General features: G+C 48.5%; 12 protein-coding genes. 11 read left to right on the top strand and 1 reads right to left on the bottom strand.

The window, feature by feature from the left end:
* The first annotated feature begins 11 nt into the window (after window positions 1–11).
* The 9 genes from ACIDITHRIX25_RS94445 (at window position 12) to ruvB (ending at window position 7,202) form a co-directional block, all read left to right on the top strand.
* On the top strand, window positions 12–821 hold the full coding sequence (locus ACIDITHRIX25_RS94445) for a M48 family metalloprotease (protein ID WP_052604736.1): 810 nt from the start codon (window positions 12–14) through the stop codon (window positions 819–821).
* 59 nt (window positions 822–880) lie between these two features.
* Window positions 881–1,936 (top strand): DUF3048 domain-containing protein, encoded by a 1,056-nt coding sequence (locus tag ACIDITHRIX25_RS94440; protein WP_052604735.1) that lies wholly within the window; start codon window positions 881–883, stop codon window positions 1,934–1,936.
* Between the two features lie 177 nt (window positions 1,937–2,113).
* The gene (gene pdxS / locus ACIDITHRIX25_RS94435; protein WP_052604807.1) at window positions 2,114–3,025 is read left to right on the top strand and encodes a pyridoxal 5'-phosphate synthase lyase subunit PdxS; all 912 of its coding nucleotides are present in this window, start codon (window positions 2,114–2,116) and stop codon (window positions 3,023–3,025) included.
* 14 nt (window positions 3,026–3,039) lie between these two features.
* Window positions 3,040–3,639: a pyridoxal 5'-phosphate synthase glutaminase subunit PdxT gene (pdxT, locus tag ACIDITHRIX25_RS94430; RefSeq protein ID WP_235347610.1), complete on the top strand. Its 600-nt coding sequence runs from the start codon at window positions 3,040–3,042 to the stop codon at window positions 3,637–3,639.
* Between the two features lie 25 nt (window positions 3,640–3,664).
* Entirely contained in the window at window positions 3,665–4,414 is a 750-nt protein-coding gene (locus ACIDITHRIX25_RS94425; RefSeq protein ID WP_052604734.1) for a YebC/PmpR family DNA-binding transcriptional regulator, read from the top strand.
* Window positions 4,414–4,884: a peroxiredoxin gene (locus ACIDITHRIX25_RS94420; RefSeq protein WP_052604733.1), complete on the top strand. Its 471-nt coding sequence runs from the start codon at window positions 4,414–4,416 to the stop codon at window positions 4,882–4,884. Before ACIDITHRIX25_RS94425 ends, ACIDITHRIX25_RS94420 begins: the two co-directional genes overlap by 1 nt.
* Window positions 4,885–4,950: 66 nt before the next feature.
* A complete protein-coding gene (gene ruvC / locus ACIDITHRIX25_RS94415; protein WP_052604732.1) occupies window positions 4,951–5,460 on the top strand; it encodes a crossover junction endodeoxyribonuclease RuvC in 510 nt (169 codons plus the stop codon).
* A 66-nt stretch (window positions 5,461–5,526) separates the two neighbouring features.
* Window positions 5,527–6,129: a Holliday junction branch migration protein RuvA gene (ruvA, locus tag ACIDITHRIX25_RS94410; protein WP_052604731.1), complete on the top strand. Its 603-nt coding sequence runs from the start codon at window positions 5,527–5,529 to the stop codon at window positions 6,127–6,129.
* Window positions 6,126–7,202 (top strand): Holliday junction branch migration DNA helicase RuvB, encoded by a 1,077-nt coding sequence (gene ruvB / locus ACIDITHRIX25_RS94405; RefSeq protein ID WP_201733077.1) that lies wholly within the window; start codon window positions 6,126–6,128, stop codon window positions 7,200–7,202. The genes ruvA and ruvB overlap by 4 nt, the downstream gene beginning before the upstream one ends.
* 303 nt (window positions 7,203–7,505) lie before the next feature.
* On the opposite strand, the gene ACIDITHRIX25_RS94400 is transcribed toward ruvB, so the two are convergent.
* Window positions 7,506–8,834, bottom strand: a complete 1,329-nt coding sequence (locus tag ACIDITHRIX25_RS94400; RefSeq protein ID WP_201733076.1) for an aminotransferase-like domain-containing protein — start codon at window positions 8,832–8,834, stop codon at window positions 7,506–7,508.
* A gap of 133 nt (window positions 8,835–8,967) precedes the next feature.
* Here ACIDITHRIX25_RS94400 and ACIDITHRIX25_RS94395 point away from each other — a divergent pair, with 133 nt between their 5' ends.
* Together ACIDITHRIX25_RS94395 and ACIDITHRIX25_RS94390 are read left to right on the top strand one after the other, a co-directional pair.
* The gene (locus ACIDITHRIX25_RS94395; protein WP_052604728.1) at window positions 8,968–10,263 is read left to right on the top strand and encodes an aspartate aminotransferase family protein; all 1,296 of its coding nucleotides are present in this window, start codon (window positions 8,968–8,970) and stop codon (window positions 10,261–10,263) included.
* Window positions 10,264–10,312: 49 nt separating this feature from the next.
* Entirely contained in the window at window positions 10,313–11,803 is a 1,491-nt protein-coding gene (locus tag ACIDITHRIX25_RS94390; protein ID WP_052604727.1) for a CoA-acylating methylmalonate-semialdehyde dehydrogenase, read from the top strand.
* The last annotated feature ends 1,413 nt before the right edge of the window (window positions 11,804–13,216 follow it).

Raw genomic sequence — 13,216 nt, 5'->3', positions numbered from 1 at the left:
GGTTTTTAGCGTTGTCTAAACAGGGCGCATTCAAATTTTGGGGTGGAGTAAAGGGTTTTGACACCAAGGCAGCGGCCGCGGAGTTGTTGACCTACTTCATGGTTGTTTCAGGGATTGTGGGAGCAGTCCTTGGCATTGTTATTGGATCTCTGGTCGCAATAGTAGGCGTTCCCGACAAGATTGGCCTTTTGATCGGCGTAATCATCGTCGCGGGCTCTCTTGTCTTTGGATCTGTCTCATTCAGTCAGGGAGGTGCTGACGAGACAAGATTTCTCGGGTTGACCGAGCTCTCTGGCGATCTTCATCCTCGTGTTGTATCGCTGCTGGAGGGATTGTCGGCGACAGTCGGAATAGATATGCCTGGGGCCTATCTGCTCGATGAACCTCAGATCAATACAGTTGCTATAGTGGGTCCCGGACGTCAAGGTGCCTTTGTGGTCACCTCTGGTGCATTGGAACTGCTGACTCGCATGGAATTAGAGGCGATTATAGCTCGCGAATTGGTCAAGATTCGAACAGGTCAAGTTCAATACGAAGCTCGATTACGAGCCTTCCAAAGAACGATGGGCAAATACTCCCAACGCTTTGTTCCATCGGCTCATAGTCACGAGATGTTGGGCCGCGATATCGCCAATGACATTGGTGGTATTACCATAACCCGATTTCCACCTGCCCTCATCTCAGCTATGGAACGTGCCGAAGAGATAAGTGTCAGACCGTCAAAGGATACCGAGAGACGATTGTTTGCACAATTTTGGTTTATCCCAGAGTTCGATGATATCGAGATGGACCAACGCATAGCTGAGCTGTCGGGATTTTGAATCAGATTTGACGTACTTGATATTACGCTAATTATGACGTCGATGAATTGGAGAAGACTTTGCCAAAAAGTGGTTCTATATTAGTTGGTATTGCCTTAACCACAGGAATGTTATTGGCAGCATGTGGATCTTCGGGTAGTTCCGTTGCTTCCTCATCCACTACAAATGCGGTACCGACGTCGACCACATCCACCACTTCGGCTACGATTGGCACCTTTCCTTTGACGGGATTGCCGGCAACAAAAGCCGATGCCTCGAAGTTGAATAGACCGGCGCTAATGGTCAAGATTGACAATGCTCCCCAGGCTTGGCCCCAGTCTGGAATCAACCAAGCCGATCTCGTCTATGAAGAGGTCGTTGAGGGTGGAATCACTCGGTATATGGCAGTCTTTCAAAGCCAAAATGCACCTTCGGTTGGGCCAATTCGATCTGTGCGTGGAACCGACGTTGCTCTAGCCGCCCAGACGACGGGTTTACTTGCCTATTCCGGGGGAATACCTACTTTTGTCTCGGAAGTTCGAGCAACCGGCATCGTTGACGTTGGTGCGATGGTAGCAGGTAGCGCCTACACGCGTGACTACTCTCGAGCAGAGCCACACAATCTTTACTCTAGCACTAAGGCGCTCTATGGTGCAGCAAATGGGCGCGGTGTTCCAGCTAAGCCGTTGTTTCAATATGGCTCGGCCCACTTGAAAATACCTGGTGCAACAATACGTAATAAAAGCATTACTATCGCGATGTCAGGCGTCACCACTGACACTTGGACCTACCATCGCTCAGGGTCCGATTGGACCAAGTCCATCAATGGCACCAACGTAGTGGATACGACGGGTGCTCCCATCTCGGCGACGAATTTGATAATTGAGTTTATTCCCTACGCCAATACAGGATTTGTGGATCCGGCTGGCAATCCAGTTCCAGAAGGGATGATTGTAGGAAATGGTAACGCTGAGATTGCAATAGGTGGATATGTAGGAGCTGCAACATGGGCCAAATCTTCAAATGTTTCACCGACAAACTACTCCTATAGCAGTGGCACACCGGTCAAACTTCGTCCCGGTAGGACCTGGGTAATCTTTGCGCCTATTGGTGCATCTTTTACAACGACACAATAGGCGTTGTATTAAATTTCCATCTTCGATGGTTTTCTTGTGAAATTGTCCGGACGATTTGGTTTGAGAGCCGTGGTCGCTAATCCTAACTTATTATTTTAGGACTAGAATGAGTATCCATAGTGTGGTGCTCCAATGTAGGCGTGTCTACATTGGATAAGAGCTTAGGTGTGGATAAAAGTGTCAAACGACAACAGTGAGATCGTAAAAGAATCGTTGGAGAAGGCTACAGTACGCGTAAAAACCGGTTTGGCGGAGATGCTCCGTGGTGGCGTAATTATGGACGTAGTCAACGCCGATCAGGCCAAGATCGCTGAAGACGCCGGAGCGATAGCCGTTATGGCTCTTGAGCGAGTACCTGCTGATATTCGCCGCGATGGCGGTGTTGCTCGAATGAGCGACCCGGCACTAATTGCTGAGATTCAGGAGTCGGTGGGGATTCCAGTGATGGCAAAGGCAAGGATCGGCCATTTCGTTGAAGCACAGATTTTGCAGTCGATGGCGCTTGACTATATCGATGAGTCTGAAGTTTTGACGCCAGCGGATGAGGCTCACCACATAGATAAGTGGAAGTTTAATGTTCCCTTTGTCTGTGGTGCTACAAATCTTGGAGAGGCTCTTCGTCGTATCTCCGAGGGTGCCGCTCTGATTCGATCCAAAGGCGAAGCTGGCACTGGTAATGTAATCGAAGCCGTTCGTCACCTGCGTTCCATTCTGGGGGACGTAAGAAAGATTGGCCAAGCTGACTCTTCCGAGTTGTACGCTTGGGCTAAGGAGTTGCGTGCTCCAATCGAACTCGTGCAAGAGGTGGCCCGTCGAGGCGAACTTCCGGTTCCGCTATTTTGTGCCGGTGGAATTGCCACCCCAGCAGATGCGGCACTTGTAATGCAATTGGGTGCACAAGCGGTCTTCGTGGGCTCTGGTATCTTCAAGAGTGGTGACCCATCTAAGCGCGCTCGCGCGATCGTTGAGGCAACAACACACTATATGGATCCTCAAATATTGACCAAGGTCTCTAGAAATCTAGGCCCAGCCATGGTGGGTATTGAGATGGACGAAGTAGATGTTCACCTCGCCGAACGAGGTTGGTAACTAGTTCCTTGGCGGTGAATGTAGGTGTTTTGGCGCTGCAGGGAGATTTCCGTGAGCACCAAGAGGCTTTTGCCCGAATCGATGTCTCGTCCAAGCTTGTAAGACTCCCCAAAGATATGGTTGGCATTACGCATTTGGTTTTTCCAGGTGGGGAGTCTACGGCGATATCGATGCTCTTGGAATCCTCAGGACTCTTCGGGGCCATTGGTGAATTTTTGGCAAACCAAGGTGCCTGTTTTGGGACTTGCGCCGGAATGATCTTGCTTTCTAAGGAGATCCATGATGGCCGGGCGGATCAAATTGCCTTTGGTGGTATTGACATCTCGGTTCGAAGAAATGGCTTTGGACGCCAAGTCGATTCCTTTGAGGCGGATCTTCAAGTCAAAGGGCTTGATACGCCAATGCGTGGAGCATTCATTCGCGCTCCGGTAGTCACTCGAGTTGGAGCTGGAGTCGAGGTGTTGGCGAGTGTAACATATGACTTTGGACCAAATCGTATTGAGAGCGTCCCTGCTGTGTGTCGTAACGCTAATGTATTGGTATCTTCATTTCATCCCGAGGTTACCAACGACTCAAGGCTGCATAAGCTATTCGTGGATGACTTTCGAGTTTAGTTGTTTTGGCTCTAGGTGGAAATAAATGTCAGGTCACTCTAAATGGGCAACCATAAAGCACAAAAAAGGTGCTCAAGATAAGGCAAGAGGCAAGCTCTTTGCAAAATTGATTCGTCAAGTTGAAGTCGCAGCCCGCGAAGGCGGTGGTGATGTTAGCTCGAACGCAACGCTTCGCACGATGTTTGCTAAAGCCCGCGAAGCCTCAGTCCCACTCGATACTATCGAGCGTGCTATAAAGCGCGGAACCGGAGAACTTGAAGGCGTAAAGTACGAAGCTGTCTCCTATGAGGGTTATGCCCCAGGCGGAATTGCAATGATCATCGAGTGTCTTACCGATAACCGCAATCGAACCGGTCCTGATGTCAGGACAATCTTTTCCAAAAACGGCGGATCCATGGCAGAGCCGGGTGCGGTTGCTTGGCAATTTGAGCGTAAGGGCGTAATCTTAACCTCACGTGACATAGACGAAGATGAGCTGATGCTCGCAGCTGCTGATGCAGGTGCTGAAGATCTAGTTGATCTAGGTGATTCCTGGCAGGTGCTATGTCCTCCGCATCTTCTTCAAGAGGTTCGTGAATCGATCGAGGCAGCAGGATTCAAAGTTTCATCGAGCGAATTAGATCTGGTTCCCAATGCTACGATTGAGCTAAATGATGAGTTGGATGCACGCAAGGTGCTAAAGCTCGTCGATGCACTAGAAGATCTCGATGATGTGCAGAATGTCTATGCAAATTTTGATATTCCAGATTCGATTCTTGAATTGGTGGAGGCGTAGTGCCACTTGGTGTTGGCGATAGGGCTCCTGACTTTACGCTAGACGGGAGCCCTAGAGCGAGTTATCGTGTATCTGAGATGATTGGCACCCCATTGGTGCTTGCCTTCTACCCCGAAGACCACTCACCAGTATGTTCTATTCAGCTTAGGGCCTATTCAGATGGAATGGCTGACTTTTCGAGATTGGGAGCGATGGTTTGGGGGGTATCCCCTCAAGATCCTCAAGTTCATAGCGACTTTGCTGAGAAATATGGGATTAATTTTCCACTTCTCAGTGATGGCGATAAGGCGGTCGCAAAGGCATATGAGGTGCTAGGGCCACTTGGCTTTTATCGGCGAAGCATCTTTGTGATCGACAGGTTCGGTATTATTTCATATTGTCATCGAACTACGGCTGGCTTGACGTATAAGCCCACCAGCGCTCTTTTGGAGGCTATTCAAGAGGCTGAAGCCAAATCTTCGGGACGTTAATTTTAGGTCTCCTATTTTCGTAGATTACGATCCCAATTGCCGACTAAAACCCAGATGGGGGCGCGGATGCGTGTACTTGGAATTGACCCTGGCCTCTCGCGATGTGGTTATGGTGTTGTTCAGAATAATCCAGCTTCTTCCATCCAACCTGGAGTCGATATGATCAGCGGTGGGGTTATTGTTACGGATCACAAGGATATCTTGGGCCATCGCCTTTCAGTCTTTCATGGGGATTTTGTCTCTCTTTTGGATGATTTTTCTCCAGATGTCGTAGCCATCGAGAGGATCCTTTTTCGCAAGAATGCCAAGACTGCCTTTGGCGTTGGCCAGGCCGTTGGGTTAGTGCATATGTGTTGTTACCAAAGAGGGGTTCCAGTCGTTGAATATAGCGCCGCTGAAGTAAAGTTGGCTGTAGCTGGTCACGGTAGCGCCTCGAAGTATCAAGTTCAACGAATGATACAACTTTTAGCTAACCTAGATGAGATGCCAAATCCTCCAGATGTCGCTGATGCATTAGCTCTTGGAATGTGTCATCTAGCAAATGTCTCTGGTGGCGGAGCTCTGGTACTCTCTTAGTTGGGTTCAAATCAGAAGCTCGATTTTCATCTGTTAGTTTTAATTCTAGGAAAGTAGAGATCTTCGTTGATAGCGCTATTACGTGGCAAGGTTAGAGGAAAGGCTGGAGACCGATCAATAGTTGTAGATGTTGGTGGGGTTGGGTATCTCGTTTCGGTTTCGGCGGAGCTCTTTGTCTCGGTCTCGGTCGATAAGGACGTTGAACTATATTGTGTAACGGTCGTACGTGAAGATGCCATTACGATCTTCGGCTTCGGGTCAATGGCGGATCGAAATCTGTTCGAAGCGCTAATTAATGTTCGCCTGATTGGTCCATCTATGGCTTCCATGATAGTTTCCACCTTGCGGGTCGACGATTTGATTGAGGCTATAGAGACTAAACAGACCGCGATGCTGACTAGGGTTCCAGGAGTCGGGGAAAAGACAGCGAGTCGGATATTGGTAGAGCTTTCTTCTAAAGTTGGCCTCATTCGAACTGCAGTTGGAGATGATTCGATAGGCAATGTGCGGCGTTTGAGCATCTCGGCTGGGGTGCGAAACGAGGTTGAAGGGGCTCTATCGGCACTTGGTTTTGACTCCAAGGAGATTAGAGGGGCGCTCTCGAGGATCGATGGAGATCTCGATTCCGAGCAGGCCCTGAGATTTGCACTGAAGGAGCTCACGAAATGAGTCCGAGAAAAGAGGTCGTCGGCGCTAGTGACGTTGGCGGTGGTGATCGTGGTCATCGCATCGAAGCAACCAATCCAGCTGCAATAGTTGGCGATTCGGCACTTGAATCTGCGATTAGACCTCGAAGTCTTGAGGAATTTATTGGTCAGCCAGACCTTAAAGGTCACCTGGATGTTGTTATCCAGGCTGCGATTCAGCGTGGCGAAAGCGTAGACCATATTCTCTTTGCGGGGCCGCCCGGTCTCGGCAAAACTTCGCTAGCCCAGATAGTTGCAAATGAGATGGGCGCAGGATTTCGTGTCGCCTCTGGTCCAACACTGGTTCGCGGAGGAGATTTGGCCGCGATCTTAAATTCCCTCAACAAGGGTGACGTCCTCTTTATCGATGAGATCCATAGGATGTCTAAATCTGCAGGTGAAGTGCTTTATCCAGCGATGGAAGATTTCAAGTTAGATATCCTCATTGGAGAGGGACCGACGGCTCGTTCTATCCGGTTGGACCTAGCACCATTTACTCTTATTGGTGCTACGACGCGAACCGGAATGCTAACTGGTCCTCTGAGGGACCGCTTTGGCTTTGTGGCGCGCCTGGGCTACTACGAAGTTCCCGAGCTTACTAAGATCGTGCAACGTTCATCTGGCGTTATGAATCTAAAGATTACTGGAGATGCATCGATTGAGATAGCAAGACGTTCCCGTGGCACGCCCCGATTGGCTAATCGTCTTCTTCGGCGTGTGCGTGACTTTGCCCAGGTGAACGAAGCAGAGATGATAGATATGGAAACTGCCCGGCGTGCTCTTAGCTTTTTTGGAGCCGATGAGATGGGTCTCGACAAGATCGATCGAACTATTCTTGAGACCATGTGTATCCGATACGGTGGAAGACCGATTGGAATTACGACTATCGCAGCGACGATAGGTGAAGACGCTGAGACGATCGAGGACGTCTATGAGCCATTCTTACTCCAGAGTGGACTAATTTCAAGGACCCCGCGAGGCCGCGTTCCTACTGCTCTGGCGTATCAACATATAGGGCTAGATAGGCCTGCCGATAGCGGAGATCTCTTTGGTTAGTGACTCCGTCCAAAGCTTCTAGTTGGAGAGTCTTGGAGTAGATCTTGGATTAACTTTGGCCATCTTTGGCCAAGCGGATTAAAAAAGCCAGACCGCAAGTGCTTTGCGCAAATGGTGGCCTTGACAAGAGCCACTTTAAATAAAAGGGACTATTTGTTTGGCTTGCGATAATGATCACGAGCCATTAGATGCAAATATAGATATCGATGTCACTCTTTCTTTGCCAAGATCTTCTTCCAAGGTTCGTGACCTTTATTGTTGGGTCGCCATAGGCATAAAGGTCTAACTTTTTGTTTTAGGGGTCTACACCTTCCATGCATTTAGAGCCATATGAAGGCTAAGTGGGGGATCGGTAAGGGCCGCCGTGGTTACCCTTAGATGAGGTAAATGGTTCGGATCTAAATGAAATGCGCTCCCCGGTGCAACTACGATTCCTTGGCGTGCGAGGTCTGTGATGGCCCCTACTTCGGATGTCACTGGGATCCATGCATTTAATCCATCGTTGGATGAGATCTCGATTCCATCTTGCCTAAGCGCCTCGGCTAGGTCGCTGAGGCGCTTAGCGTAGGTCTTTCGGGCATTATTGACAGATTCGTTTGCAATTGAATCGCTCAGGAGATTGGCTAGGATCCTTTGAATTATCTCAGAGGTCCAAGATGGCCCGAGACGTCGACGACTATTGAGGGCGCTGATAGTCTCAAAATCTGACGCAATTGAAGAGATTCGTAGATCGGGTCCATGAGACTTCGAAAATCCGTGAATATTTATAACACGATTAGGGACCTTGCCCCTGAAGGATCTTATCGTTGAAGTTGAAATGGCTCCGGAGTGGTCGTCTTCTATGATTGTTACTTTTTCAGATTTGGCGAAGATTGAAGCTAGTTCTTGGTAGCGAGTTGCACTCATTGAGATACCAGTTGGGTTTTGTGATCGAGGTTGCACTATTATCGCTGTCGGAGATCGCGTTAGGGCTGCGGCTAAAGAGTCAGGCTCGACTCCTTCGCTGTCTAGTTTGACAGGGATAGGGATCAATTTATGCACCTCTAAGAGATCGAAGATCGGTGGATAACTGGGTTCTTCGACGACAATACGGTCACTGGGAGTTGTTGTCTGCTCAAGGATGCGATCAAGTGCATCTAGAGATCCATTGACAACTGTTATCTCGTTGGATTTCACCTCGTGTAGCACCATAAGTTGAATTAGAAGTTCATCACAGACAGTGCGATGTAGGAAATTTGACGATGTCGTAGTTGCTAGCTCTACCTTTGCCCGGCGATGTAGATCATCGAGCAGTATAGGGTCTGGAAAGCCGGTTGAAAGATCGAGCGCTAATCCTTCGTTACGAGTAGGCACCATGCTAAATACCCGAGCACGTCCAAGGTCACGATTTCTTCGAGTCACCACAGTTCCAGCACGCCCTAAACCTTTGGCTAGCCCCCGTCGCTCAAGTTCAGAGTAGGCACTTGCGATCGTGGATGGAGAGACACTAAGCGTTCGAGCTAGCGCTCTAATGGGGGGTAGTTTTGTGTCGGAGGAGACCTGTTCGGTGATGACTATCTCCTCCAATTGCTCGGCGATCTCTTTAGCATTTTTGACACCGAGGAAGCGGGACGAATCAATTTTTAGGATCAACGCTAAACCAATCTTTGTACTAATACAAAAATAGCATTATAATTAGTACAAAGTGCAATCTTTTAAGATATTTTGTAGAGTATGGGTTTTTACCTCAGGATCAGATGCCCATTTAAGGTCAAGGAGCCTCACCATGTCTCAGCATGATTTACTAATGCGCCATAAAGCAGTAATGCCTAAGTGGCTGTCTCTTTTTTATAACGAGCCGATAAGTATCGTCTCTGGCGATGGACGCTATGTGGTGGATGCTGACGGTAACCGCTATCTGGACTTCTTTGGTGGGATTCTGACGACAATGACTGGCTACTCGGTTCCGGAGGTTGTCGATGCCATAGTCGACCAAGCCAAAAAGATGATCCACACCTCGACTCTGTATCTAATCGAACCAATGATCGAGTTGGCAGAGCGAATTGCTAAGTTGTCCAATATCGATGACGCCAAGGTATTTTTTACGACTTCTGGCTCAGAGGCAAACGATGCCGCTCTATTGTTCGCTACAGCATTTCGAAGTTCCAATCAGATTTTGGCGGTACGGAACTCATATCATGGTCGTTCGTTCTCTTCATTGGCAGTTACCGCTAATCCAGGGTATGCCGCGACGAATCTCTCACCATTTCAAGTCTTCTATATCCTCGGTGGCTCTAGAATCAGGGGGCCATTGGCAGGTTTGAGCGATTCTGAGTACATCAAGCGTGGAGTGGCAGACTTGGAAGACTTGCTCTCTACTGCTACATCAGGCCAAGTTGCCGCCCTGATCGCCGAGCCAATACAGGGTGTTGGTGGATTTTCACTGGCTCCCGATGGATATTTTGGAGCGATCAAAGAGGTTCTCGACCGGCACGGAATTCTTTATATATCAGATGAGGTTCAGACTGGGTGGGGAAGAACTGGCGAGAATTTTTGGGGATACGAAAGCCACGGTGTCGCTCCTGACCTCATTACATTTGCTAAGGGACTGGGAAACGGCCTTGCGATGGCTGGAATAGTAGGTCGATCAGAGGTGATTGACGCGATCCCAGGTACCTCGATCTCGACGTTTGGAGGTACGCCTTTGGTGGCTCGTGGTGCGCTAGCAAATCTCGAATATCTGTTATCGAATGACCTCCAGGCTAATTCAGCAAAAGTAGGTGCCCATATGATCACGCGCTTTTTGAACGAGACCAAAGCTATAGATACGGTAGCTGACGTGCGTGGTAAGGGGCTAATGATTGGAATTGAGTTGTGCGAAGCTGGTTCAGTCGTGCCATCTCCGGCGATCGCTTCCCTAGTCCTTGAAGAGGCTAAGAGTCGCGGTCTGCTTGTGGGCAAAGGTGGAATCGCTGGAAATGTACTTCGAATTGCTCCACCGCTCTCGATCACGTTGGAAGAAGCCGATCACGGGATTGACGCATTGGTCGAGGCCATCGCTGCGGCTAGTAAATCTCTTTAAATTGAGATCTTGATTTATTTTTATTTTTGCTTACAGTGAGGAGTTCGCTATGGAAAATGTAGTAGCACATTATATTGACGGCAAAGAGAATCTAGGGGAGTCGGATCGTTCGTCCAACGTCTATGACCCTGGTACCGCACAGGTAACAAGAAGCGTTGTCTTAGGAACCTCTTTGGATGTGGATAGCGCAGTTGCTAGTGCTCATCAAGCCTTCGCAACATGGGGTAAGACTCCACTTAGCCAAAGGGCGAGAGTCATGTTCGCATACCGAGAGGTGCTTGAGCGAAATGTGACAAATATTGCACGGGTTATCTCCAATGAACATGGAAAGACTCTCCCAGATGCAATTGGAGAGGTGCGACGGGGTCTTGAGGTGGTGGAGTTTGCCTGTGGTATTCCACAACTCCAAAAGAGCCAGTATTCCGAGGGTGTCTCTCGTGAGGTTGATACTTTTTCAATTCGCCAGCCTCTTGGAGTGGTGGCTGGAATCACCCCCTTTAACTTTCCAGCGATGGTTCCGCTTTGGATGATTCCTGTTGCAATTGCAACAGGAAATACATTCATTCTGAAGCCTTCTGAGAAGGACCCCAGTACTTCATTATTGTTGGCCTCTCTCTTTAGCGAAGCGGGTGGACCAGATGGTGTCTTTAATGTTGTGCAAGGCGATAAGACCGTCGTCGACGCCCTCTTGGACCATAGCCTGGTTAGAGCCGTCAGCTTTGTAGGATCGACACCAATAGCTAGGTATATCTATGGTCGAGCTAGCGCAAATGGCAAGCGCGTCCAAGCTCTTGGTGGCGCTAAGAATCATATGGTTGTGTTGCCTGATGCAGATTTGGAAGCTGCTGCTGATGCTGTTGTTTCTGCGGCTTATGGCTCTGCAGGGGAGCGCTGTATGGCGATTTCGGCTTTGGTGTTGGTCGGGGATATCGCAGATAAAATGATCGACCTGATCTCAGATCGTATCGCAAAACTACATATTGGATACGGTATTGACGAAGGCGTAGATATGGGACCGCTGGTCACAGCCGAGCATCGTGATAGGGTAGCATCATTTATCGAGACGGCAAGAAAGGACGGCGCTCGGGTGGTTGTCGATGGCCGTGACCATAAGGTAGCGAGTGAGGCTGGATTTTATCTTGGCGCATCACTGATTGACAATGTAACCCCTGGTATGGCCGTCTATGACAACGAGATCTTTGGACCAGTACTTAGTTGTACAAGGGTAGCAGATTCCAACGCAGCTCTCGAACTCATCAATTCAAATCAATTTGCCAATGGGGCCTCGATATTTACTCGTTCTGGAAGCGCAGCTCGTTATTTCCAGAGTGAAGTATCAGCTGGCATGGTCGGAATAAATGTTCCAATTCCAGTTCCGGTGGCTTATTACTCATTTGGTGGATACAAGGACTCGCTCTTTGGCGATACCCATGTCCATGGTGAAGAAGGCGTGAAGTTCTACACCAGAGGCAAAGTGGTCACGCAGCGCTGGGTCCATGAGTCGCGACGGGGTGTCGACTTCGGATTCCCACAAACCTAAGACAGACCTAGGACGCAGTAGGTCTACAATTGAGATAAAGATCGAACTATAGTACTTGGGTCTCAGTTCGTTTGGTTTCAATCAGGCTGGGTACTGGTAGCTTGCCTAAGCCACCAGTACCCACCGCTATGACCAAGTGATCACTATATCGCTGATTTGATATGGGATCTCATGGTTTTGTTGACGTTGTTACATGCACGTTTATCTTCAATTGACGCAGGTATTTTAACAAGGAGTCACTGGAATCATCAGCCTATTTGGTAACTGATTTCTGAGCAATTCATCTAAATTTATGGCAATATCAAGGGAACTCTTTGATCTATGGCATTGCAAAGGGTAAATTTGATTGTGAATCGAGCGAGCTTTGCACATAAGCTATCGCTAGGGGGCCAATAAGGTGCTAGAGGAATTGATGCAGAGGAATTGATGCAGAGGAATTGATGCAGAGGAATTGATGCAGAGGAATTGATGCAGAGGAATTGATGCAGAGGAATTGATGCAGAGTAAGAAAAGATGCGATGGGTTAAGCCCGCTCAACCTTGATTGCACCTTCGCATCTTTGTCTGCAACTAGCCATCTTAATCATCGACTGCAACCATCAGCGCCACTTTTTCCCTCGCCACTTTTTCCCTCGCCATTTGATTGAGTGGTTTGTCGTTAGAGCTCCGGCAGATTTGTGTTGTCGATTTGCCAGGCCGATCATTGCTTACCAAATTGGCCCAAAAGCGCTCTATCTCTAACCTGAGTGCTTTGCTTAGATTGTGATTTTAATAGGGTTGAATGGTCGAAACAGACAATATTTAATATGCATAATAGCCATTGCGCCTTATCATATTTGGTCAATTCAGTGTTTATTCCGTGACCAAGATGGGGCAGGGCGAATCGATAATTATTCCCTGTGACCTTCAGCTTTCACAGCGGTAAAAATGCAATGGATTACCCAGGCGCCTTGATCGGATCTCGCGGGGATTGCGAGTAATCCTGCCTCTGTGTTTTGCTGAGGAACCTCATCGAAAGCTTTCTCTGTCAATTAGGTTGTCGATACGGTTGTCACTTAACTCGAATGGCCCTTCCAAGAGGGCGGAGTAGCGATGGAGGTGGCTTAGATCTTTGAATTTGAAAATTTTATTGACAGACTTAGATACTTCTTTGATCATTATTGTCCGCCCAACGAGGTAGTTCTGAACGATTCAGCGCTTTAGCTCCAAGGTGACTATGCATTTGAGATTTTTGGGGTTGCCTCTAGGGATCGAGACCAAAGAAACCACTTTGATCTCGTTGTGATCACAGTGTGATCACCGTGTGACTATTGGATGGAGTTCCAATACATTCGTGTTTGAGCGCCGCAAATATTTCGATTCATATAATGTCGATGCAAATATTGTCGATTTGAGGCTTCTAGCGAGACGTATC

The organism is Acidithrix sp. C25, from assembly GCF_904848545.2.
This window is presented reverse-complemented; position numbering and strand designations above follow the sequence as displayed.